Genomic DNA, 25089 nt, shown 5'->3' with positions numbered 1-25089 from the left:
TTTTATCTTCTATTTCTTCTAATTAGGATAAAAGCGGCGCTTAGGATAATCAATAAAGGAAACAGTCCTATGAAGACAATTTTACTTATAAAAACTTGATTAGCAGTAAAAGTTATTTTCTTATCGGTATTTTCTGGACGAGTAGTATCGATTGGAAATTCGTAATTGGTAAACCAGCTGAAGATGTCAGTTACAAACTGGAATGTTCCGGAACCGCCTCGGCTTAATTCGGCATTGCCCATAAAATCGGCATCTCCGGCTACAATTATTTTTTGTGTTTTACCATTCACATTTCTTGTTAAAGCAACAGCAAGCGGAACAGAAGTTACTGCAGGTTGTTTTTTCAAATCTTCAGGAATTGAAGTAATGCCAGTCTGCGCTTCCCAAGCGGGCTGTGCATTTGTTTTTAAAAGCGGTGTCACTTTAAAACCAGTATCTTTTACTGTTTTAATCCCGCTGCTTCCTAAAAATGGGATTGGATAATTATTTTTGGTTTTACTGAATTTAATTACAGTCGGATCAAGATTTTTTGAAATTTCGGTAACCAAGTAATCAGGAGAATTGATTTCGCTTTCCTGCACCAACGCTTGTTTGGTAAAACTCAAGCCTAATTTGTCTGTAACTGCCGCTAACGCAGAATTAGTTTCCGGTTCAGCCAAAAGCATTAGATTCTTTCCTTCGTTAATGTATTTGTTGATGCGGTCTATAGCGCCCTGGCTCAATTGTGTTTTAGGATCGGCAATGATTAAAATTGTCGTTTGTTCTGGAATGTTTTGTGCATTAATATCTACAGAAGAAACATCAAATCCTTGATTGATAAGGGAATATCTAAAAGTAATTTCATTAAATCCTGTTTTATAATTTTTATCTCCAACTTTATCTACACTTCTTTCCATGTTTCCGGTCGCAAAAACAATTTTAGGACTTGGAACTACCAAACGTTTTAAAGAGGCAGAAATTTCTTTTTCCATAGGAACTTTAAACATATCGTCATACATCCTTAAGAATGTTTTCTTTCCGTTGTATTCCACAGTTCTTACCACTCTGTTCTGTTCAGATTTTAGATCTATAACCTTTTTAATCTCTTCAGGAGAATATAATTTTTTTAGCTTTAAGTCCTGCGTTTCGATCATTTTTTCTGCCAGCTGTTTGTCGTTCAAACCTGGGTTTTGGGCATACAAAGCTTCGTTGCTTGAAGTATCATAATAATACACATATTCCATTTCCATTTGGGGTATAAAACGAGTGTATTTTTCAAAACTTGCTATATCCGAATTTTGAGAATAAGGCATCGCCATATAGTAGTTGATATCTAATAAGTTTACATAAGTCGTTAACTTTATTGGGCCGTCTATTTTTTTGACAATATCTAAACTGGTTTTGGTTAACGTTCTGTCTTTTGTGCGAGTCATATCGTGATATAGAGTAAGAGGAGCTCTAGATGTAATATACCCAAGTGCCAAAACAACTGTGATCAATAAAGTATATTTTAAAACTCTTTTTGAGATCGTTTGTGCATCTCTCCCTGTTTGCAATTTGTAGATACTCAATACAATAAAAAGACTGCTTACTAAAACGAAGTAAAATACATCTTTACTAATGATAAGTCCTTCAAGCATTTCGTTTGCTCGCCCGGCTATGGAGAGGAAATAGGTAATGTCTTTTACAATTTCAACATCCTGCCAAAGCTTTCCAATGAAATTTAAACCTGCCAAAACGACCAAAGTACTGATCGCGGCAACAACTTGATAAGAAGTTAAACAAGACATAAAAAGTCCGATTGCAGCATACGTGCAAACTAACAAATACAACCCAATAAGTCCTGAAATAGCAAATTTTAAATCTAAATTTTCAATAGAGAAGTAGGCAATACCAACCTGCAATCCTAGTATTACAATGAATAAAAGGCAATAGGCTGCAATAGCTAAATATTTACCCAGTACAATATCTTTAATTTTAATTGGGGAAGAAAGTAACAGTTTGATCGACCCGCTGTTAATTTCACGGCTTACTAATCCCATTGTTAAAAGCGGGACATATAAGTATAGATAATTCTGCATTTCGGTATATAAACCGCTGAAGCCTGAAAATATCGTTTGAGTAAGGTTGCCAAGACCTTCGCCAATTTTTTGTGCTTTTTCAAAGCGTTCAACTGTACCGAAGAATTTCCAGCTGGACTGGATCGAAAATATTACTAAAACTACCCATGCCACCGGCGAATAAAACATGGTGTTAAGTTCTGTTTTAGCAATTCTATATATTGTTTTCATTTGTTTAGTTTTTAAGAAGGAATAGCGTTTTTAGATGGGGCTTTTTTAGATAATTGGGCGAAGATTTCGTCTAATGAAACTTTTTCGAATTGAATTTCACGTAATTTCCAATTGTTATGAACGCTTAACGAAACGATTTTTTCTGCCACTTCCTGCGTTCCTTCAAATGTTATCTGCACTTTTTTAGGAGAAAGAAATACAGCATTTGTTACTTCCGGAATAGCTCTTAAAGATTCCAATTTTGGAGGATTTTCAAAACTTGCTGTTAATTTATCTGCTTCGATATAGTTGTTGAAAGCATCAAGCGTATCAGCAAAAACCATATGTCCGTTTTCAATCATTCGGATATCTTGGCAGGTTGCCTGAACTTCAGAAAGAATATGTGAAGAGAAAATAACCGCTTTATCTTTGGATATTTTTTTGATTAATTTTCTAACTTCTAAAATCTGGTTAGGATCAAGTCCGTTTGTAGGTTCATCTAAAACTACTAATTTAGGTTCGTGAATAATAGCTTGAGCAATGCCTACACGTTGTCTGTAACCGCCAGATAAATTTCGAATTAATCGATGGCTGAAATGTGAAATGCCGCACTGTTCTTTGGCTTTTTCTAAAGCATTTTTTAAATCTTCTTTCTTTACATGACGCAGTTCTGCACAGTGAATTAAATATTCATCTACTGTTAAATCTAAATGTAAAGGTGGTGTTTGTGGTAAAAAGCCAATTAATTTTTTGGCTTCAACTGGGTTTTCTTTCAGGTTAATTCCATCAATAAAAATGCTGCCGCTGGTCTGGTTTAAGACACCACAAAGAATATTCATTGTAGTTGATTTTCCTGCACCATTAGATCCTAAAAGACCTAAAATTCTATTTTCTTTAATTTCAAAACTAATATTTTGTATTGCCCAATCCTTACTGTATTGATGCGACAAATCCTCAACTCTTACAATTGTTGTTTCCATAGTGTTTTTAAAATCGCAAGAATGTATTTTTACTGAAAACACATTCTTGCGTTATTTTTAATTTTTAGTATCCTGAATTTTGGGTTAAAAAGGGATTAGAACGAATAGCAGGTTCTGGAATAGGATATAAATTATCTGTACTTTTCCAGATTTTATCAGATAAAACGGAGAGTGTTTCATCTAGTTTTCCAGTTCTCTTAAGGTCTAGCCATCGGTGTCCGTTTTCTGCAAAGAACTCGCGTTGTCTTTCTAGAGCAATTAAATCTAATAACTGATTGGTATCTGTCAGAGAGGTATTGTCCAATAAAGCTCTATTTCGAATAACATTAATATCCTGCTGTGCTCCCGTAATATCATTAGATCTTACTCTAGCTTCGGCTCTAATTAAATAAAGTTCTGCCAATCTCAGGACGGTAGAGCGTTCTACAGGAGAATCTCCAAATCCGTTTTGATATTTATAAGGCGCAATGCCTAAGAATACGCCTAATCTATCTCTAATGTCTACTGTCCAATTTGTTTTTCTAGCATCCCCAGTTTCAAAAAGTGAATTTCCTTTTCTTAATAAAAAAGTACCGCCAGTTGTAAATACAGAAGATCCTTCATAAGTGTACGAAACATTAAAATAAGGTATTTGCAAGATTGCTTCGTCATTATCAGCAATAAACGGACTGTTGTCATCTCCCAAATCAGTAATTATTTTATAAGTTGCTGTCTGGTTTATTACTGTAGTTGCATGGGCTGCGGCCTCGCTCCATCTTCCTAAATAAAGATTTACCCTTGCCAATAAAGCTTCTGCCGCCCATTTTGTAGCTCTGATTCTTTCCTGATCATAATTTTTATAATCTGTTGGAAGATCTTTTGATGCATCTGTTAAGTCCAGCAAAATCTGGGCATAAACAGTTTCTTGAGAAGATTGGGGCAATAGAGCCGACACATCTACATTTGTAGTGAGTACTAGAGGAACATTCCCCCAAAGATTAGTCAGGTAAAAATAAGAATACGCTCTTAAGAATTTGGCTTCTGCAATCCATTGTTTGCTTTTAACTGCACTAAGAGAAGTACTTTTAGAAACTCCTTCAATAACATTATTAGCATTATAAATCGTTTTATATAATTCACCCCAGTTAGTGTTTATCGTTCCATCAGTTTCTGGGATTTCATTCGAACTGTACAAATTGGCAATACCAGTTCTAGGCACTAATTCGTCTGCCGTTTGTCCGAGAAGAGAATGAACTCTGTTATAAAAAAAATCGGTAACCATACTTTGGTAAATTCCGTTCACAGCTGCTTCAGCTGTGGGATCTGAAGCATACACGGTTTCTGATGACAGCTGATTACTTGGAAGATCTACATCTAGAGCATCATCACAGCTCGTAATTCCTAATAAAAGAAAAAACGAAAATATATAGGTATATTTAGTTGAAATATTTTTCATGATTTTAAGATTTAAAATGTAAACTGAGTTCCAAATGTGATTGTACGTAATGGAGGCAATGCCAATCCCTGCGTTTCAGGATCAAGACCTTTGTATTTAGTAAAAGTGACTAAGTTTTGCCCTTGAATAGAAAGGCGGATACTCTGCAAGTATTTCTTTGTTGCCTCATCTAAAGGAATTTGGTAAGAGGCGCTTACATTTTTAAGTTTAATGTATGATGCATCTACAACAGAAGCAGTTGATCCTAAATAATTGAAAAAACTATTTTGAAATCCTGAACTTAAAACATTTCCTTGTGCTAAATAATTATTGTATTCATCCACTTGAAAATTTGCAGTACTGTAAGGGTAACCTGGTTGTGCTCCTGTACTTGAAAGCAGCGTAGTGCCATCTTGTTTTACAAATTGAAATAAAAAGTCAAGAGTAAAGGCTTTATAGCTAATGGTGTTAGAAATACCGCCATAATATTGTGGATAGTTAGGACCATAATATTTTCTATCACCTCTACCAGTATCAGCGTATCCAGTTGAGATTCTTCCGTCTCCGTTTACGTCTTCAAACTGCGCAATACCAGCAGCATTGACACCTGTAAAATTATATAGATATCTAGATCCTAAAGGTCTTCCAACAACGTATTGAGAGTAATAACTGGTGAATTCTATACCTGGAAATGATACTAATTTGTTAGAATTGGTTGAGATGTTAAACGATGTTGACCAATTTAAATTCTTAGTATGAATATTGGTTGTACCAAGGGTAAATTCCCAACCTTTATTTTCAACTTCAGCTGGTAAATTTGCTGTATAAGTTGTAAATCCTGCTTGTGCACTAAGGGTATAGTTTACCAATTGATTGCTCGAAGTATTTTTGTAATAAGCCGCTGTAAAAGAAATGCGGTCATTTAGGAAACTTAAATCAAGTGCTGCTTCAAATTTCTTTGTTAATCCCCATCTTATGTTAGGGTTTGCAATTCTAGCTGCAGCCATAGAAGCATTTCCGTTACCGTAGTTACGGGTGTCAAAAGTTTCGGCATATTGATAATCTCCAATCTCGTCACTTCCAATTTCTCCATAACTCGAACGTAGTTTTCCAAAACTTAACCATGAAAGATTATTTAAGAATTTTTCCTGAGTAAATACCCAGGCAGCACCTACAGAACCAAAATTTCCGAAACGATTATTAGCTCCAAAACGGGAAGAACCATCTCTTCTAAAGTTAACATTTAAAATATATCTATTTTGGATATTGTAGTTAAGTCTGCTGAAAAGTGATATATATTTATATTCTACACTACCGTTATTAGCCGTTATATTTTCTGCAGTTCCAAGATTTCCAATTAAATTGTCTGCGCTGTAACCATTTGAACTAACATAGGAAGGCATCTCTGATTTTCTATTTTGCCATGAACCTCCAACAAGTGCTGTTAAGTTTCCTTTCCATAATTCTGTTGTGTAATTAAGCTGAGGTTCAACAGTGAAATTATTCGTATTATTGGTTGAAACAGTATAAGATCTTTGAAAGTTTAAACTCTGGTCATTTGCTTCAGCATAAGCATGATTGGTTGCAGATGCAGGCATAAATTGCTTGGTTTGCATTTGAGCTCTTCCGTATCCTAAATCTGTTTTAAAAGAAAGTCCCTTTGCAATTTCATATTGAAGACTAAAACTAGTAATTAAGTTAAGTCCTTTGTCATCTACTCTTTTTTCTAAAGCAGCAAGAGGATTTATATCACTAAAATAGTCTGGTGACCAGTAATAACTTCCATCCGCATTGTATAACGGACGGTTAGGAGCAGTACCCACAGCATAAGTTGTGATATCAAAAAATGGAAGTTTATTATTGTCTACTGCAAAAATTACAGAAGCGCCTATTTTTAATTTTCTGTCTAAGGTACTGTGATTGACATTAAAGTTAGTAGAGAATTTATCGTAGCTGAAATTCCCAGGTACAACAGTAGTTTCTTTATGATAAGCACCACTTAAAAGAAAACTCGTTGTTTCGTTTCCGCCTTTTAAGGAAGCCGAATAATTATTAAAATTAGCTGTTCCTCCAATTAATTTTTTCTGCCAATTTGTATAAGCATTCGGGTCCCAATCTGTAATAGCGATACCATTACTATCAACATCAGCAACATCGCCATTATTGTTTAAAGCGGTTTGAAGCATATTTAGATAAGTAGGTGTATCTAGAGTTTTGGCCATATGTGCTACTTCCGAAACTCCAGAGTTGGTAGTTATAGTAAATTCTGTTTTACCGCCTTTTCCTTTTTTAGTAGTGATAAGAACAACGCCATTGGCACCTCTAGAACCGTAAATTGCTGTTGCATCTGCATCTTTTAAGATTTCGATACTTTCTATATCATTTGGATTAATGATGTTTAATGGACTTGTTGATTTTTGAGCACCTCTAATAACATTTTGATCTTGCACTTGTTCTTTAATGTCATCTCCAATATATGGTACGCCATCAACAATATAAAGTGGGAGATTATTGCCTGCAATGAAATTTCTACCACGGATACTGATATTCATATCACTTCCTGCATAACCAGAAGTCTGCGTTACAAATACTCCGGGAGTTCTTCCTTGTAGGGTTTGTAGAATATTGGTTACGGGTTGTTTTTCAATATCTTCAGAAGTGATCTTTACTACAGATCCTGTAGAAGTTCTTCTAGTTGTTGTACCATAACCAATCACGACTATCTCATCTAGTTTAGCTAGATCGGGCTGCATTTTGATAGTAATGGAAGTTTGATTCTGTACCATCACTTCTTGCGTTTTATAGCCTAAATAAGATACTTTCAAAACGTGTTTTCCTGAAGGTAATTCAATGTAAAACTGACCATCAAAGTCTGAAACACCTTGTTTATTACCTCCAACTAAAGCAATAGATACTCCAGGCAAAGGTTGTCCGTTTTCATCTAGAACCTTACCGCTAAGCATGTAGTTTGCTTCGCTGTCATCTTCTTTTGCAATGGCTTTAGGAGTTTCTTTTTTGTAGATCACGACATTTTTGTCTACTTGTTTGTAGACTAAATTACTGCCTTGAAATACGGTATTCAAAATATCACTAACACTTCGGCGTCCTCTCGGTGTAGTCACTTTTGGAAAATCTTTTATGATTTGCGGCTGATAAGCAAATAGTAATCCCGTTTTACTCTCTATTGTTTTAAATAAAGTTTTAATATCCTGATTATGAAGTTCAATATCAACAGATATAGACTCTAGATTCTGGCCGCTCATCTCGGTAGCAAAAATCATATGAGTACCGCACGTCAGCAAGAAAATGTGGAATAAACTGATTCGCATAATCATAATGGTTTTTTTTGACAAGTGAAAAAAAGACGAATTCTTTTCACTGTCAAACATGGTTGTTTTACAGCGTAATTTCATAAATTTGCTTGTTTTTTAATGGTTACTGGATTAATTGTTAAAAATCTCGGCCATCTGGTGTAGGAGCTGGATGGCTTTTTTAATTTAGTTTTGGTTAATGGTTCTGTTTTTAAAGGTTAATATTTAATTTTAAGAAGCTTTCTAAGTAGGAGGTTAGTCGGCTTTGTTTCTATCTATTTTTATTCGCAGCCTTTTCCATCAATAGTGATAGATCCAGCTTTGTTATATCTATATTCGGTTTCAATAACACTGCAGATTACTTTTAGAACATGATCTAAATCTTCTTCATTTAAGAAACTTGCAGTTATTCGGCAGTTTTTAATCTTTTCATTATCCAATAAAATCGAAACTTTGTATTTCTGAGAAATTAAAGAAACCGCTTCAGCCATATTGATATCGTCCAAAATCAGGTAATTGTTTTTCCATTCGGTTACAATGGCGGCACTAATCGTATTTTGCTGATAGTCTAAAGTAGTTTTATTGACTTTAATCTGCTGGTTAGGAGTAATCACACCATAAATCTTTTCTGTATCTCCAACCTGAACTTTACCACGGGCAACGGTAACTTCAATATCATTGGAAGAATTTCGAGCATTGATATTAAAAGCAGTTCCCAAAACTTTAGTCTGCACTTTTCCAGTATGTACGATAAATGGTTTTTCTGGGTTGTGTTTAATATCAAAAAAAGCTTCTCCAGTTAGTGTTACTTCACGAGTTTTAGAGTCAAAAGAATTCTGGTCGTATTTCAAAGTACTGTTATCGTTTAGTAGAACCGTACTTCCGTCTGGAAGATGAACCAATTGCTTGCCGCTAAAATCAATTAAGGTATTTTGTGCAACAACATTTGGTGTTTCTGGAACAGCAGGAATAACTGTTTTTTCTTTAAAAAATAATGAATTACTCAAAGCAATTAGCAAAGCAATACTTGCGGCCGCAAAAAGAGATTGTAAAACTACTTTTCTTCGTCTCTTCGGATTTAAATCGACCACTTTAGGTTCATTTTGTGGTTGAGATAAAATGTAGTTTAGAACATCATCACTTTGTTTTTTGTCCATTACATCTGTAACATTACCTACTTTCAGCATATCATGAATTTTTCCTTTAAGGAAATCATCATAAGCACCCTGCTGAATTATTTCCATCATTTGCTGTTGCTCTGCATCAGATAGATTATTCTGCAGATAGCCTTCAAATAACTCTTCGAATTTTTTTTGCTGCATTGGTTTAGTAAATTAAATTAGTACTTGTTTGTAAATGATAGATTGGGGTATCTTTTTTTTTTTTTTTTTTTTTTCAGCCCTTCTGATTTTAGGGATAAGAACGTGTTTTAATAGGTCTCTTTATTATAAAGACCATTTAAAAAAGGGGAGGGAGTAGTGAAATGTGAAAAAAAGGTAAAAAAAAGGTAAAATAATAGCCAATGTGGCCTTTTTGAGAGAAAAAACTCTAATCTAAAATTTTAAAAATAGAAGAAGCGTCATGAACATATTCATGTACGGAGAAATTTTAAGACGTATAAATTTTAGAGCTTGAGCCATATGTTTTTTAACAGTATCGGTGGAAATGCCTAAACTTTCGCCAATTTTTTGATGACTTAAACCATCCAGTTTAGCCATTTTATATACTTTTTGCTGCTGTGGAGGAAGCTGCTCAACAATCTGATTTAAAATAGTATTGTACTGCTCATCTTTAATTGAAGTATCGGTATCAATAAAACCGGCATCTTTTAGATTAATTTCTGAAGCGAAATTAGTTTCTCTTGCAATTTTTTTAATAGAATTAAACAAATGATTGCGTGAGATTATATAAATGTAATTCTCAAAATGATCTATTTCGGCTACACTTTCACGATTTTGCCATATCTTCAAGAAAATATCCTGAACGGCTTCTTCTGATAAAATTTTTGATTTGGTAATTCTTAAAGCAGTAGAGTAAACAATATTTTTGTACTGGTTGTATACCGTTGTAAAAGCAAGCTCACTTCCTTGAGATAACTCAAAAAGAAGTTTTTTTTCGTCCATATTTGAATTTTGAGCCATGTTTAAGTAACAATCAATTCAGCAATATTATTTATTTTTTTTCAAACAGAGATTATTTATCTATAATATGCCTTTAAAAATACTGTTTTACTATTTTATGAATAAAATATTAAATTATTGTAAAAATAAACGTTTCAATTTTGCATAAGATTCAATCCCGTTTCAGAACCGTATTTAAATTATTGTAGGTTAAGTCTTGTTTTAATTGAGAATTGAATAAAATACAATAAAAAAAGTATTTTATATTAAAGGATATTTATAAAAAGTATAGATTTGTCTTTTTTCAAGCCCTTCTTTTTTTGCAAGAAAATTATCTTAATTCTTTAATTTGATTTTAATTATGAAAAAGAAGTTATTTATATTACTTAGTTTATGCTGCCATGCGGTTTTTTCGCAGACAGTAAAGAAGCCATTAGTTGATGCAATTACGGTAAAAGATCTTAAAACAGATATGTACCAAATGGCAGGAGACCATTTTAATGGACGGGAAGCCGGTACTTTAGACGAATTAAAGGTATCTGTTTGGCTGGCAGAAAAAGCAAAACAAGCCGGAATGTCTCCCGCAGGAGATGATGGCACTTTTTTTCAATTTTTCGATTTGTATAGACATCAGGTTACCAATTACACCAAATTTAAAATAGGTCAAAAAGAATTTAAATTATGGACTGACGTTTTAGTAGCCGAAACCACAACCAATAAAGTTGAAGCACCATTGCTCTATTTGGGAAAAATTTCTACAGAAGAAATTAGGAAAATAGAGGTAAAAGGAAAAGCTGTTGTTTTAATAGCCTCTAAAGATGGAATTTCAGAAGATATTTCGCTTTTTGACAGACGTTATCCTGGCTTTGTCAAACAAAAATATTATGAAGATTTAGCTCAAAGGGGAGCGGCGGCTTTAATTATAATTGCAGATCAATTTGGTGAAGAATGCTGGTCTCAAGTCGAACCACAGATGAAGAGAGGAGTGTACGGAATTGAAGGTTATCGTGAAAAAATGCCTGTACCAGCTAGAATGCCTGCTTTTTGGGTTCATAATGATCAAATTGATTTTCTAAAAAACACAAAAGATTATTTGTCAGCTGAAGTAATTTCTGAAACTTACAAATACCCATCTGTAAATGTTGTTGGAAAAATAGACGGAAAAGACCCTGCATTAAAAAATGAGTATGTTCTTTTTAGCGGCCACCAAGACCACGATGGTGTACGACAAAAATACGGTCAGGATTCTATTTACAATGGAGCAGATGATAATGCAAGTACCTGTGTGGCAATGCTCGCGATTGCAAGAGCATTTAAAAAACAGCCCGGAAAAAGATCTGCTTTATTTGTATTTCATGGTTCTGAAGAACGCGGATTATTAGGTTCAAACTGGTATGCATCACATACGACAGTGCCTGAAAAAGATATTATTGCAGTATTAAATGGAGATATGATTGGAAGAAATGATATTAATCAAGCAGCACTTTTAGGTTCTACTGATCCGCATCAAAATTCTCCTGATTTGGTAAATGCTGCTAAAAAAGCGAATGATGAAGGACCCAAATTTGAACTCGATAAACTTTGGGATAGACCGGAACATCCTGAATTCTTTTACTTTAGATCTGATCATGTTCCTTATGCGCAAAAAGGAATACCTGCCGTTTTTTTTACCAGTGTACTTCACAGTCAATATCACACCCCAATGGATGAATCTGAAAATATAGATTTTGCAAAACTGCATAAAATGACAGAGTGGATATATCGAACAGGATGGATACTATCTAATAATCCAGAAAGGCCTAAATTTTTGCCACCTAAAAAATCAAAACAATAAATTTATTCCGATTTCAGTATCGAAATAAATCATAAAAAAAAGTCCTAATTTGATTAGGACTTTTTTTTTGTGAAATAAAAGAGGAAAGAATGTGATTACCAGTTTCCTTGTAATCCTTCTTTAAGAGCACTATTATATTTTTCCAAGTCAAAACTATACAAATCGGGCGCTTTATGTGCTCCGCCTTTTCGCGATTCATCTAATTTTGTTAGGATATCATAACGCAAAATTTTTCTATAAAAATTACCTCTATTTAATTTTTTACCTAAAATACCTTCATATAATTTTTGAAGTTCAGGCATTGTAAATTTCTCAGGGAGAAGGTTATAGCCAATAGGATGATTGTTCAATTGCTCGCGAAGTGTCATTAATGCTTTGTCAAAAATCAGTCTGTGATCCATCATGAATTCAGGAAGATCTTCTATAGAACACCATTCAACGGTACTAGAAAACTCATCAATTACCAATTTTACTTGCGAATGTTCTGCCAAAGCATAATACCCAATTGATATAAAACGCTGTTTGTACCAAATATCATCAGCATATTCGGCAAAAGCGTCTTCAGAACGATTGCGATCTCCAAAAGTATGAAATTGGTGCAGGTAAATATTTTCAGTTCCTGTTCTGTCTTTCAATATACGAACTGCTGCCTCATCGACATTTTCTGTTTTTTTAACATAACCGCCAGGAAGTCCCCAAGATTCCATGTCTTTCATTTTTAAAAGCAAAACATGAAGAGAATTTTGGTGAAAACTAAAAATAACGCTGTCAATAGAAAGTGTCGGAATATATTTTTTCCAAGCCTCTTTAGACTCATTTTCGAGAAACTTTTTAAAATCCATAAGGGTACAATTAGCTTCAAATTTAAACCTTTTAATAGTTACAAGTCAAATTGTTTAAATTTTTTCTGACAGTTTTGGCATCGTCACAAAAAATTAACTATTGGTGATATTTTTTTAAAATTTCTTTTAAAATCATTTTCACGTCTTTTCTTCTCTTCGATCATTTTTTTCAATAACTACGGCTCTTTACGCAAACGAGGTAGTTTGTTTTAAGTGTTTATTTGACAATTCAAGCATATCTCTTTATTTGTTGTTTTTATGGAATTTATAGGCGGGTTTTAATGCGATAATGAAAATAATAACATCATTAATTTGCTGATTTGAGAAATTGTATTTAATATTGCTTCATTATGAAGCAATGAAAATTTCATAACAAAAAACCTAACTTAAACTACTCATGAAAAAATTAATTATTGCCACAATTTGTTTGGCATTTTATCCAGCTTCTGAAGCTTTTTCACAAGAAGATAAAAAACAGCAAGCCACAGATTCGATTAAAAAAACGACCAAAATTGTAGAATCAGATACCAAAGAAGAAAAAAATAGAAACGTAATGCTAAACGCAGCCAACAATACGGGGCCGCGTGATGTAAATATTGGTTTACCTTCGACAGTTGGAGGAATTACCATTCAAGAAAATGATTTACCAGTAGTATATTATTTCTGGCCAGAATTGCCAAACCGTACTTGGAGACAAAGTACAAGTTTGGGGCGAACAGGTTTATTAAAAATCGGCGAAGCTGCAATTACAACCGGAGATTTAGGTTTTGCCGTTAATTCTTATACCAAACTCGGAACAGATAAACTGGAAGTCGTGGGGAATTTTTCAGGTTCAAGTTTCGGATGGATGAAAGGCGACCTAAATGTTTCTGGACCTTTAGCAAAAGGATGGTCGTACACAATGGGCGCCTATGCCAATTTTGATCCAAATTCATTTGATTTAAAATTTGCTAAGTATTCAGACAGAACACAAATTTACAGAGCAGGTTTGACCAAGAAATTCAATAACGGAAAAGGACAGATCAGCTTTTTATATAAATATGCCAACTCAGCTTCTTTAACCAATTATGCCGTTTTTAGATATAAAGAAGGAGGAAAAGTAGAAGAATACAATGACTTTAAAATCGGACGTGATTCGTATATCGTTAATGACGGAATCATGAAGTTTAAAGATATACTAACGGGCGAAACTAAATTTGCTGATATGGGAGGAAGTGACGCGGCATCAACTTCGCATACCTTCGATATTTTAGGAAATTATGATCTCGCAAATGATTGGAAGTTAAATTTCTCAACTCGTTTTCGTTATGCAGAAGCATCTCAGTTGATTGCAATTCCGCTTGGGATTTTTCAAGCCACTGCAGCAGATAATTTCACTTACAAATCAAACGGGAATGCATACGTTGGTAATGTAAACTCAATGTTGGGATTATACACAGACGGAACGCCTACAAAAACAGCTTTGTCTCGATTTGAAATTACAAAAAGCGTAGAAAAACACAAATGGAGATTTGGTATTACAGAATACTATTATCAAGTTGATGACTTTACATCGAGCAGATCATTCTTTAACCAAACAGTTAGTGCAAACCCAGATAAATTGGTTCGTAATACGCCAGGTGGCACTTCAAACACAGACGCCGACGGATTTTACAATTACAACGTAGGTGGTGAATACCACAATGGTTTTGAAAATAAATTATCTGGTTATTTCTCTGATAACTGGACCGTTAATGATCGTTTTAGTTTGGCTTATGGTGTTAATTTAAGATACCACAAATTAAAAGGAGACTATTATTTAACACCAAGAACGCCAGATTTAGTATTTGATCCAAGTCAGAAAACCTATTTTGATAACAATTGGTTTCATTTAGGAGGGTCTATAAACGCAGTTTACAAAGTAACCAAAAGAGCAGGAATTCTTGCAGACTTCACATATACTGAAAAAAATGGACAGTTAGAGAGCTATTCTGGAGCTGTGGAGCCTAACTTGGCAAAAACTAAAAGCCCTTTAGGAGCTTTTGGATTGTATTTCAATCATGAAAAATTCAGTGTTGTATCGCAGGCAACTTATTTGACAAGAAATAATTATCAGGCAAGATTGAATTTAGTAAATCCATCAAATGCAAGCCAGTCAGAAGTAGCAACAGTTTTCTATGATATTCAGACTATAGGCTGGACAACAGACATTGTGACTTCACCATTCAAAGGATTTAATCTGCATTATTTAATTACGTTTCAAGATCCTGTTTATAAAAATTACGATTTCAATGCTTTTGGAAATAGCTATTCTTACAACGACAAAAATGTTCTAGAAATCTCTAAAGTATTAATGGAAATCGATCCGAGTTATACGTACAAAGACTTCAAATTCTGGGCAAGTTTCCGTTACTTCAGTAAACAATATGCGAACCAAACCAATGCATTATACTTTGCCCCAAGATGGGAAACATTTGGAGGAGTAAATTATAAAATAAACAATCATTTTGATATTGGTTTAACTGCGGTAAACTTCTTAAATCAAACAGGAGCAAAAGGAACAATCAATGGAGCGGAATTAATTACAGACGCTTCAGCTTATTACGATCAGCTTTTGGTTGGATCTTACATCAGACCATTCACTTTAGAAGCTTCTCTTAATTTCAGATTCTAAATTTTATTTCGATGAAAAAAATAATCATAACTGCCGGTTTCGCTTTTTTTCTAAGCGTTACTATGCAGGCGCAGCAAGGAAACTTTACGATTGTAAAAAATAACAAAGGTGCAGATTTGGGATATTCTCCCGAATCTGGCATCAAAATTCTAACCGTTAGCGGAAAAAAATTTAAAGATTTAAATAAAAACGGAAAGCTTGATAAATATGAAGATTGGCGCCTTTCGGCAGATGAAAGAGCCAAAGATTTAGCTTCAAAAATGTCGGTGGAACAAATCGCAGGATTAATGCTTTACAGTCGTCATCAAGCACTTCCTGCTCCTGCAGACGGATATAGAGCAGGGCATTATAATGGAAAAGTTTTCGCTGAAAGCGGTGCTAAACCTTGGCAGCTTACAGATGAGCAAAAGTTATTTCTGAAAGATGATAATCTTCGACATGTATTGATTACAAGTGTCGAAACGCCAGAAATAGCAGCTTTATGGAACAACCAAATGCAGGCTTTTGTGGAAGGAATAGGATTAGGAATTCCAAGTAATACCAGTACAGATCCGCGTCATACGGCAAATGTAACTTCTGAATTTAACGCCGGAGCAGGAGGAACAATTTCAATGTGGCCGGACGGTTTGGCAATGGCATCCACATTTGACCCAAAAATTGTAGAACAGTTTGGACAAATTGCAGCAAAAGAATATCGTGCGTTAGGAATTGCAACGGCTTTGTCTCCGCAAATCGATTTGGGTTCTGAGCCAAGATGGTACAGAATTTCGATGACTTTTGGCGAAAGCCCCGCTTTAACCAGAGACATGGGAAGAGCTTATATCGATGGTTTTCAAACATCATACGGAAAAGACGAAATCAAAGACGGCTGGGGTTACAAAAGTGTAAATGCCATGGTAAAACATTGGCCAAGTGGCGGTGCTGAAGAAGGCGGACGCGACGGACACTGGGCGTACGGGAAATTTGCGGTTTATCCAGGAAATAATTTACAACAGCACATTGATCCGTTTATTAATGGAGCTTTCAAATTGAAAGGAAAAACCAGTAAAGCTTCGGCAGTAATGCCTTATTACACGATCACTTTTGATCAAGATAAAAAATACAATGAAAATGTAGCCAACGGTTACAGCAAATATATCATTACCGATTTATTAAGAGATAAATACGGTTATGATGGCGTAGTCTGCACCGATTGGTTAGTAACGGGTGACGAAGGAAAGACACCAAATCTTTTTGCAGGAAAACCGTGGGGAGTTGAAAATCTTTCAATCGATCAAAGACATTACAAAGCGATTATTGCCGGAGTTGATCAGTTTGGCGGGAACAATGATAAGAAACCAGTTTTGGTTGCTTATGAAATGGGAGTTAAAGAATTTGGAGAATCTTTTATGAGAGCCAGATTTGAAAGATCAGCAGTTCGTTTATTGAAAAACATTTTTAGAGTTGGACTTTTTGAAAATCCATATTTAAATGTTGAGGAAACAAAAGCGGTTGTTGGAAATCCTGAGTTTATGAAAGCGGGTTATGATGCGCAATTGAAGTCGGTTGTGTTGTTGAAAAACAAAGCTGCGGTTTTGCCTGTAAAAGAAAAGAAAACCGTTTTTATTCCGAAAATCTATACGGCTTCAACCAAAGACTGGTGGGGCGTTGCGAGCCAGCCAAAACTAGAATATCCAGTAAATCTAGAATTGGTTAAGAAATATTACAATGTTACAGAAGATCCTTCAAAAGCAGATTTTGCCATTGTTTTTGTAACAAGTCCGCAGAGTTTAGAAGGCGGTTATGATTTAAAAGACAGACAAAACGGAAGCAATGGTTATGTGCCGATTTCACTTCAATATGGAACTTATACCGCAACGGAAGCAAGAGCAAAAAGTATCGCAGCCGGAGATCAGGTTATTGACCCAACTATAAAAGATAGAACGTACAAAAACAAAACCGTTACCGCTGCCAATACTATGGATTTGAGAACGATTCTCGATACCAAAGATATGATGAACGGAAAGCCTGTTATCGTTTCGGTTACGGCTTCAAAACCTATGATTTTTAATGAATTCGAAAAACAGGTTGATGGAATTGTTTTGAATTTCGGAGTTTCATCTCAAGCTGTTTTAGATATTATTTCAGGAAAAACAGAACCTTCAGGATTGCTTCCAGTGCAAATGCCGGCAAACATGGAAACGGTTGAAAAACAATTTGAAGACGTTCCTTATGATATGATTCCGCATAAAGACAGTGAGGGAAATATCTATGATTTTGCTTTTGGATTGAACTGGAAAGGGGTTATTAAAGATGCCCGTACTGAGGTTTATAAAAAGAAGTAATTGATTTAATCTCGCAAAGACCCAGAGGCGCAAAGTTTTTTTCTTTTTAAGTTTTTAAACTTCGCGTCTTTGCGACTTTGCGAGAAACCACACAAGAGGCATAATCACTTTATTAAAAAGAACTTTTATGAAAAGATACAGACATTTACTAATTCTGATATTCTCATTATGCACAGGATTCGTTTCACAAGCCCAATCAACAGCTAAAAATTCATTTTCAAAAGATTTGGTAGTGCCTAGAATGCGTGTTATTGTCGACAATGATTTTAGCGGAGATCCAGACGGATTGTTTCAATTGGTGCATCAGATTTTATCGCCTTCGGCAGAAATAAAAGGTATTATTGGTTCTCATTTAAAACCGGGAGATGGTTTTGATTCTTCATCAGAAACTGCCACAAATGCGGTTAAAAAAGTAAAAGAACTTCTGGAAGTAATGAAACTTCAAAATGCTTTTCCCGTTTATGAAGGTTCCAATTTACAACTGAAAGATGCTAAAACACCAAATATTTCGGAAGGAGCAAAAGCGATTGTAAAAGAGGCAATGCGTGACGATGTAAAAACACCACTTTATGTAGTTTGCGGAGCAGGTTTGACTGAAATTGCAAGTGCTTATTTATTAGAACCTAAAATTGCAGATCGCCTTATTTTAGTTTGGATTGGCGGTCCTGAATATTCAGATTTAGCAACACCGCCGCCAGGTTACACTTCTTTAGAATACAATTTAGGAATTGATATTACGGCAGGACAAGTCATTTTTAATGATTCAAAAATTCCAATTTGGCAAATTCCAAGAAATGCGTATCGCCAGACTTTATTGTCGTATTCTGAATTGTTGCTAAAAGTAAAACCGCAAGGAAAAACGGGAGAATATCTTTCAGAAAAAATAGAAAGTCTGATGAAAAGAGTACAGCAATTCAATCTTCATATTGGCGAAACTTACATTATGGGAGACAGTCCGTTAGTTTTATTAACGGCGCTGCAATCTTCTTTTGAAGCAGATCCGAGTTCGAGTTCTTATGTCTTAAAATCTTCACCATTGATCAATTTGCAAGGACTTTATGAAACGAATCATAACGGAAGGAATATTCGGGTTTATAATCAATTAGATACACGATTGATGTTTGAAGATTTCTTTGCCAAACTGCAACTGTTTAAAACAACTAAATAACAATCACACTATTATGAAAATTATATACACATTTTTAGCAACAGGATTTCTGCTATTTGGAAGTTCTGTTAAAGCACAAGAAACCATAAAATTGTATCAAGGAAAATCACCAGGATCTGAAAGCTGGACACAAAAAGAAGCTCAAATGTATTCCGATCTTTTTAAAACTGAAGTTGTTTACAATGTAACAGATCCCTCCTTATTAGTTTATCAAGTTCCAAAAGGAGTTAAAAATACAGGAACTGCCATTGTCATTGCTCCAGGAGGAGGTTTTCAAAGTTTATCCATCAATAGGGAAGGAAAAGAATTAGCAGAAATTTTAAGCAAAAAAGGAATTACTGCTTTTGTTTTAAAATACCGTCTTAATAAAACCGAGACCAACGATCCTGCAAGAGAAATGATGGACAAATTAAAAGACAGAGCCGCTTTTGAAAAAAACTCTTTGGCTACTATTCAATTGGCAGCTCAAGACGGGAAAAATGCTCTGAATTATGTTAGAGCGAATGCTTCAAAATATGGAATTGACATTAAAAAAGTTGGTATAATCGGGTTTTCGGCAGGAAGTACGGTGGCGATGGAAACCGTTTTGGATAATAAAGCAGAACAGCTTCCAGATTTTGTAGCGAATATTTACGGCGGACCAAGACCAGAGCTTTTGAGTGTTCCTGCACCAGAAAAAAAGATTCCAATGTTTGTATGTGCCGCGAGTGATGACCAATTAAAACTGGCTCCTAGAAGTATTCAAATGTATAATAAATGGCTTGAAGCAGGACAGACTGTTGAGCTTCATATGTACTCAAAAGGCGGACATGGTTTTGGAACTGGAAAACAAAATCTACCTGTTGATTCATGGGAAACCCGCTTTGAAGAATGGCTTTCTTTAGAAGGATTTTTATCTAAATAAATAGAAAAGGTTTCACGCAGATTTAGACAGATTTGAGATTAGATTAAAAAAAAATCTGCGAATATCAGCTTAAATCATTTTAAATCTGCGTGAAAATTAATTAGGACTTTAAAAACTATATAGTATGAAACATAAAATTATAAAAACAGGAAAAATGACGCTTTTAACGGCGTTAGTACTTTCTAATTTGTCTTGGAATACTGTTCCGAATGATGAAACGAATCCGCCGCTTGTAACTATCAAAGGATTTACGTTTGCTGATTTCAACAGAAACGGAAAACTAGATCCGTGGGAAGATACGCGTCTTACTGCTAATCAAAGAATTGATGCCATCATCAAAGAAATGACCAATGCAGAAAAAGTGGAACTTTTGATTGGAACTGGAATGCCGGGAATCGAAGTTTTGACTGGTCCTGTTGGAGATTCTAAACAAGGTTTGGTTCCTGGAGCAGCGGGAGGAACGGCTGCTTTCGAACGTTTCGGAATTCCTGCAACGGTTGTTGCCGATGGTCCAGCTGGATTAAGAATCGCACCAACAAGAGAAAATGATTCTAAAACGTATTATGCAACGGCATTTCCAGTTGGAACGGCTTTGGCTTCAACGTGGAATAAAGCGCTTTTGGAAGAAGTTGGAAAAGCAATGGGGAACGAAGTAAAAGAATACGGTGTGGATGTTTTATTAGCGCCAGCTTTGAATATCCACCGAAATCCATTGAACGGAAGAAATTTCGAATATTATTCTGAAGATCCTTTAATTTCAGGAAAAACTGCGGCGGCAATTGTAAACGGAATTCAGTCGCAAGGCGTTGGAACTTCAATCAAACATTTTGCAGTTAATAATGAAGAAAGTAACCGTTTAACCATCAATGCTCATGTTTCTGAAAGAGCAATTAGAGAATTGTATTTAAAAGGTTTTGAAATCACGGTTAAAGAATCTCAGCCTTGGACAGTAATGTCTTCTTACAACAAATTAAACGGAACTTACACATCTGACCGAAAAGATCTTCTAACGCAGGTTTTGAGAGACGAATGGGGTTTCAAAGGAATTGTAATGACGGATTGGTTTGGTGGTTTCCCAGGTTTTGAATCGATTTCGAAAGGATCAAACTCTGATGTTGTACAGCAGATGATTGCGGGAAATGATTTATTGATGCCAGGAATTCCAGTTCAGAAAAAAGCGTTGCTGGCTGCCTTAGATTCTGGTAAATTGTCTCAGGAAGTGGCAAATGTAAACGTGAAAAGAATTTTAGAATATGTTTTCCGTACTCCGACTTTTGCTAAATACAAATACAGCGATAAACCAAACCTGACTAAAAATGCTGAAGTAACCAGAAATGCGGCTGCAGAAGGAATGGTTTTACTTAAAAATACAAACAATGCACTGCCTTTTGCAGACAAACAAAAAGAAGTTTCGGTATTTGGAGTTACTTCTTACGCTTGGATTACAGGAGGAACAGGAAGCGGAAGTGTGAATAACAAACACACTGTTTCTCTTTTGGAAGGTTTAACTGCTGCGGGTTACAAACTAGACAAAGAATTGGTTGATTTGTACAAACCGCATGCTGAAAAAGAAGTGGCAGCTGAACTAGAAAACAGAAAAGCAAGAGGAATTTTGGCTTTGCCAGAAAGACTTCCAGAATTAAAAATGGATGATGCTTTTATCGCTAAAAAAGCAGCAAGCTCTGAAATTGCTTTCGTGACTTTAGGAAGAAATTCTGGAGAAGGCGGAGACAGAGTTGTCAATAATGATTTTAATATGGCTGATGAAGAAATTCAAATGCTGGATAAAATATCAAAAGCTTTTCATGCTAAAGGAAAAAAAGTAGTTGTTATTTTAAATATTGGCGGTGTCATCGAAACAGCTTCATGGAAAGATAAAGTAGATGCAATTTTATTAGCGTGGCAGCCAGGTCAGGAAGGCGGACATTCTGTTGCCGATGTGGTTTCAGGAAAAATTAATCCATCTGGAAAATTGACGATGACTTTCCCAGCGAAATATTCAGATACGCCATCAGCTAAAAATTTCCCAGGATTTCCAGTTGATAATCCGAAAGACGTAACATATGAAGAAGGCGTGTATGTTGGATACCGTTATTTCAATACGTTCAACATTAAACCGTCTTATGAATTTGGGTTTGGAAGTTCGTATACAACTTTTGAATATTCAGGAGTTAAATTAAGTTCTCCAACTTTCAAGGATAAATTGACTGTTTCTGTTACGGTAAAAAACACTGGAAAAGTGGCAGGAAAAGAAGTAGTGCAGTTGTATCTTTCAGCTCCTTCAAAATCTATTGATAAACCGAAAGAAGAATTGAAAGCTTTTGGAAAAACAAAAGAATTGAAACCAGGCGAAAGCCAAACGTTAACTTTAACATTATCTCCAAAAGACCTGGCTTCTTTCTTAGAAAACAAAAGTGCTTGGATTGCTGAAGCTGGAACTTACAAAGTTCTAGTTGGAGCTTCTTCTTTAGATATTAAACAAACGGCATCGTTTTCAGTAGAAAAAGAAATTACAGTGGAGAAAGTGAAGAAAGCTTTTGAATTAGATTCGAAGTTTACAGAGCTTAAACCATAAATTTTAGTTAGTTATTTCTGAAAGCCGTCTTGATTTTTCAAGGCGGTTTTTTTCATTTGGTTGAAGAGGGCTTGTATTTTATAATGATCCCGGTTCTGTTTTCGTGAATCTCTTCTATCATTTATAACATTTGTTTTTCTATATTTGAAACTCAGCATACAAGAAAAGGAAGTTTTGCATTGGCTGATAGTGAAATCTAAATTTGGTACTATTATGAAATTTAAACTTTTTTCTGCTATTGCGATTTTGTGGATAGCAGGCTGCTACGGACAGGAGATTTCTTCAAATAAAGCATTTAAAGAAATCGCTTTGGTGAACGGGATCGAATTTATAAACCCGAAATATGACCAGCCAAAATTCAGTTGCGGCTTTCTTATAAAATATAACAATGAAACATTTGCTGTAACAGCAAAACATATACTTAAGATTATTAAGCCCGAAAAAATGACAACCCTGTCGTTGGAGAGCTATATTAAAAATTGGGTATTATACCCATTAAACAATAAGTCCGAAATTGTAATTTGTGATAAATTATTAAATGAAGACAAGTCTGAGTTATTGGAAGCCAAGTCAACTTATGATAATGATTGGCTGGTATTTTCCATAAAGCAAAACTCTTCCAGTATTATACCTTTGGAAATAAGAAATACTCCTTTAATTCAGGGAGAAAAATTATATGTTGTGGGTTGGACCAGAACGATGGAAAATGGACCTCAAAGGGTATATGAATTTGAATATTATAAAACAATTTCAAATCGCATTTTATTAAAAGATATTCTTGTGCCAGAGAAATTCGGAGGACTTAGTGGGGCTCCACTAGTAGATGAAAATGGTTTACTTGTTGGGATTGTCTCAAATGGAACAGTTGATCCAGATTCAAATAAGAAGTTTTTCTCTCCATGCGCAATAACGAATTTAGTATCTTTTATGGAAAACAGAAAGCATGATAAATAGAAAGCCTTTCCTGTAAAAAGGGGGTAGCGCGAGGCTGTTGTTTTTTGGCAAACCCGATTGTCAAAATACAACTAAAAAGTGGAAGCTGGCAGTATTCTAGAATAGGTGTTTTTATAAAATAATAAGAGACGGCCATCAGGTCGTCTCTTATTATTTTAATTAGTAAGAATGATTTTGGCTTACCTTATGTTTAAAATTAGGTTATGGTAAAAGAATGTAATTTTATTTAATTTCCAAATTTGTATCTTTTTTAGATTGAAACCCTGTCGCTTCACTCTCATCAATCATATCAATAGTTTTTGGATGAAGGCTCACCAGCTGTAAAACGATGGCAGTAAACACTACAAATAACAGTAGAACAAAAACGTGTCTCATTCCTCCATTATCAGCGGCTTTTCCTAAAAACTCTGTGATAACAGCTCCGGCTGAAATACCTGCAAAATTCATAATTCCATATCCCGTAGCCCTGTATCGGGGAGCAACAAACTGACAAAGAATAGGCATATTGTTGGTGTCGTATATTCCAAATCCAAGTCCAAAAAGGACAGCGCCAAAAACAATAGCGGTTGTGTCACAGCAATAGCCAAATAAAAATAATGCCGGGATGGTAAGAAACAATCCAATAGCGCTAGTGTAAATTCTTCCCTTAAGGTGTTTCATCACCCATCTGTCTGAAATGGCACCTCCAATTAAAACGCCAAAAAAGGAAGACATGGAAATGGTTACCGTTGCAATTGGTCCCGCCAGAGACATGTCCAAATGTAAAGTTTCAGTAAATAAGGTGGGTAACCAGTTTTTGGCCGCCCAGCCTGGTAAACTTGGTGCAGAGAAATAAAAGAGCAAAACCCAAAAGGAGATATTACCGAATAATATTCCCAATCCTTTGAACATTTGCTTGAATTCAAAGCGGACAGATGACTTTTTTGTAGGATCTAAAAAGTAAGTTTTCTTTTCTTGTATAAAAAATATCAGTATTAAACTGTAAAGCACACCGAATAAACCTACGGAGTGAAAGCTGAAATGCCAGGAAAAATACTTAGAAATAGTGGCTCCAAAACCACCGAGTGCCTGTCCTAAATAAATTCCAGTGGTATGAATCGCAATTGCAAAAGAGCGTGTTTTTTCTTGATGATAATCTGCTATTAAGGATAAGGCAGCCGGAATATAAAAGGCTTCACTAAAACCCATAATGCCACGCAAAATATAAATCTGATTGAAAGTTGTGGCATAACCCATTGCCATAGTCACCCCAGACCAAATAAAAAGACTGGCTATAATGATTCTTTTTCGGTTAAACCGATCTGCTATAATTCCAGAAACAGGACTCATAAGCGCATAAATCCAAAGGAAAACTGCCATCAAAAGTCCGAAATTTTCAGCTTTAGCCAATTCAGGAATGTCATCCATCATCGCTGATTTCATAGTGGAGAGCATTTGCCGGTCTAAATAATTCAATAAAGCAACAAACCATAGCAGGCCGACAACAATCCATGGATAGGATTTTTTTTCATTCAATTTTGCAATCATTCTCTTTTTTCAAAATAAAGGCCGAATATACGAATTCAAAAGCAACAGGAAAGAATTGTTTTTCCAGTTAAATTGTTTTCCGTCTGCGTTCATAAGTAAGAATGAATAATCAATATATAACTTTTTCACTTTGCTGCGAATTTTTAAACGGGTAAGCCACAAAATAAAACGAATAAATGTCGAAGCAGGTATTGACTTTTCAAATTCTGAAGTAGGTGGCCCTGAAATTAAGAT

Annotated in this window: 15 protein-coding genes; 7 read left to right on the top strand and 8 right to left on the bottom strand. The window is 35.1% G+C overall.

Annotated features, from left to right (window positions below; genetic code table 11):
* Positions 1-2: 2 nt before the first annotated feature.
* From NCC77_RS16485 to NCC77_RS16460, 6 genes are all read right to left on the bottom strand, one after another.
* Positions 3-2270, bottom strand: coding sequence for a Gldg family protein (locus NCC77_RS16485; RefSeq protein ID WP_250836578.1), 2268 nt, complete (start codon positions 2268-2270; stop codon positions 3-5).
* Between the two features lie 11 nt (positions 2271-2281).
* Positions 2282-3229 carry an ABC transporter ATP-binding protein gene (locus NCC77_RS16480; RefSeq protein ID WP_250836577.1) on the bottom strand — a complete coding sequence of 316 codons (948 nt, stop codon included), beginning with the start codon at positions 3227-3229 and terminating at the stop codon, positions 2282-2284.
* A 64-nt stretch (positions 3230-3293) separates the two neighbouring features.
* A complete protein-coding gene (locus NCC77_RS16475) occupies positions 3294-4664 on the bottom strand; it encodes a RagB/SusD family nutrient uptake outer membrane protein (protein WP_250836576.1) in 1371 nt (456 codons plus the stop codon).
* Between the two features lie 11 nt (positions 4665-4675).
* Positions 4676-8056, bottom strand: coding sequence for a SusC/RagA family TonB-linked outer membrane protein (locus tag NCC77_RS16470; RefSeq protein WP_250836575.1), 3381 nt, complete (start codon positions 8054-8056; stop codon positions 4676-4678).
* 179 nt (positions 8057-8235) lie between these two features.
* Positions 8236-9276 carry a FecR family protein gene (locus NCC77_RS16465; RefSeq protein WP_250836574.1) on the bottom strand — a complete coding sequence of 347 codons (1041 nt, stop codon included), beginning with the start codon at positions 9274-9276 and terminating at the stop codon, positions 8236-8238.
* Positions 9277-9507: 231 nt separating this feature from the next.
* Positions 9508-10095: an RNA polymerase sigma factor gene (locus NCC77_RS16460; RefSeq protein ID WP_250836573.1), complete on the bottom strand. Its 588-nt coding sequence runs from the start codon at positions 10093-10095 to the stop codon at positions 9508-9510.
* A 340-nt stretch (positions 10096-10435) separates the two neighbouring features.
* Here NCC77_RS16460 and NCC77_RS16455 point away from each other — a divergent pair, with 340 nt between their 5' ends.
* Complete coding sequence (locus tag NCC77_RS16455) at positions 10436-11908, top strand: M28 family metallopeptidase (protein ID WP_250836572.1); 1473 nt, start codon at positions 10436-10438, stop codon at positions 11906-11908.
* 95 nt (positions 11909-12003) lie between these two features.
* Here NCC77_RS16455 and NCC77_RS16450 read toward each other — a convergent pair whose 3' ends face one another.
* A complete protein-coding gene (locus tag NCC77_RS16450) occupies positions 12004-12750 on the bottom strand; it encodes an NUDIX hydrolase (protein WP_250836571.1) in 747 nt (248 codons plus the stop codon).
* A gap of 397 nt (positions 12751-13147) precedes the next feature.
* On the opposite strand from NCC77_RS16450, the gene NCC77_RS16445 reads away from it, so the two are divergent.
* The 6 genes from NCC77_RS16445 (at position 13148) to NCC77_RS16420 (ending at position 23328) form a co-directional block, all read left to right on the top strand.
* The gene (locus NCC77_RS16445; protein WP_250836570.1) at positions 13148-15403 is read left to right on the top strand and encodes a TonB-dependent receptor; all 2256 of its coding nucleotides are present in this window, start codon (positions 13148-13150) and stop codon (positions 15401-15403) included.
* An 11-nt stretch (positions 15404-15414) separates the two neighbouring features.
* A complete protein-coding gene (locus NCC77_RS16440) occupies positions 15415-17727 on the top strand; it encodes a glycoside hydrolase family 3 protein (protein WP_250836569.1) in 2313 nt (770 codons plus the stop codon).
* A gap of 127 nt (positions 17728-17854) precedes the next feature.
* On the top strand, positions 17855-18895 hold the full coding sequence (locus NCC77_RS16435) for a nucleoside hydrolase (protein WP_250836568.1): 1041 nt from the start codon (positions 17855-17857) through the stop codon (positions 18893-18895).
* A gap of 13 nt (positions 18896-18908) precedes the next feature.
* Positions 18909-19799, top strand: coding sequence for an alpha/beta hydrolase (locus NCC77_RS16430; RefSeq protein ID WP_250836567.1), 891 nt, complete (start codon positions 18909-18911; stop codon positions 19797-19799).
* A gap of 124 nt (positions 19800-19923) precedes the next feature.
* On the top strand, positions 19924-22374 hold the full coding sequence (locus tag NCC77_RS16425) for a glycoside hydrolase family 3 C-terminal domain-containing protein (RefSeq protein ID WP_250836566.1): 2451 nt from the start codon (positions 19924-19926) through the stop codon (positions 22372-22374).
* Between the two features lie 213 nt (positions 22375-22587).
* Positions 22588-23328, top strand: coding sequence for a trypsin-like serine protease (locus NCC77_RS16420; RefSeq protein ID WP_250836565.1), 741 nt, complete (start codon positions 22588-22590; stop codon positions 23326-23328).
* A 222-nt stretch (positions 23329-23550) separates the two neighbouring features.
* On the opposite strand, the gene NCC77_RS16415 is transcribed toward NCC77_RS16420, so the two are convergent.
* Complete coding sequence (locus NCC77_RS16415; RefSeq protein ID WP_250836564.1) at positions 23551-24855, bottom strand: MFS transporter; 1305 nt, start codon at positions 24853-24855, stop codon at positions 23551-23553.
* Between the last annotated feature and the right edge of the window lie 234 nt (positions 24856-25089).

This window comes from Flavobacterium tyrosinilyticum (genome assembly GCF_023656565.1).
Taxonomy (GTDB): domain Bacteria; phylum Bacteroidota; class Bacteroidia; order Flavobacteriales; family Flavobacteriaceae; genus Flavobacterium; species Flavobacterium tyrosinilyticum.
This window is presented reverse-complemented; position numbering and strand designations above follow the sequence as displayed.

Coding starts and splice junctions, on each gene's coding strand:
- NCC77_RS16440 (WP_250836569.1), top strand. CDS start 15,415: ATGAAAAAAATAATCATAACTGCCGGTTTCGCTTTTTTTCTAAGCGTT.
- NCC77_RS16460 (WP_250836573.1), bottom strand. CDS start 10,095: ATGGCTCAAAATTCAAATATGGACGAAAAAAAACTTCTTTTTGAGTTA.
- NCC77_RS16480 (WP_250836577.1), bottom strand. CDS start 3,229: ATGGAAACAACAATTGTAAGAGTTGAGGATTTGTCGCATCAATACAGT.
- NCC77_RS16475 (WP_250836576.1), bottom strand. CDS start 4,664: ATGAAAAATATTTCAACTAAATATACCTATATATTTTCGTTTTTTCTT.
- NCC77_RS16455 (WP_250836572.1), top strand. CDS start 10,436: ATGAAAAAGAAGTTATTTATATTACTTAGTTTATGCTGCCATGCGGTT.
- NCC77_RS16470 (WP_250836575.1), bottom strand. CDS start 8,056: ATGAAATTACGCTGTAAAACAACCATGTTTGACAGTGAAAAGAATTCG.
- NCC77_RS16420 (WP_250836565.1), top strand. CDS start 22,588: ATGAAATTTAAACTTTTTTCTGCTATTGCGATTTTGTGGATAGCAGGC.
- NCC77_RS16450 (WP_250836571.1), bottom strand. CDS start 12,750: ATGGATTTTAAAAAGTTTCTCGAAAATGAGTCTAAAGAGGCTTGGAAA.
- NCC77_RS16430 (WP_250836567.1), top strand. CDS start 18,909: ATGAAAATTATATACACATTTTTAGCAACAGGATTTCTGCTATTTGGA.
- NCC77_RS16415 (WP_250836564.1), bottom strand. CDS start 24,855: ATGATTGCAAAATTGAATGAAAAAAAATCCTATCCATGGATTGTTGTC.
- NCC77_RS16435 (WP_250836568.1), top strand. CDS start 17,855: ATGAAAAGATACAGACATTTACTAATTCTGATATTCTCATTATGCACA.
- NCC77_RS16425 (WP_250836566.1), top strand. CDS start 19,924: ATGAAACATAAAATTATAAAAACAGGAAAAATGACGCTTTTAACGGCG.
- NCC77_RS16465 (WP_250836574.1), bottom strand. CDS start 9,276: ATGCAGCAAAAAAAATTCGAAGAGTTATTTGAAGGCTATCTGCAGAAT.
- NCC77_RS16445 (WP_250836570.1), top strand. CDS start 13,148: ATGAAAAAATTAATTATTGCCACAATTTGTTTGGCATTTTATCCAGCT.
- NCC77_RS16485 (WP_250836578.1), bottom strand. CDS start 2,270: ATGAAAACAATATATAGAATTGCTAAAACAGAACTTAACACCATGTTT.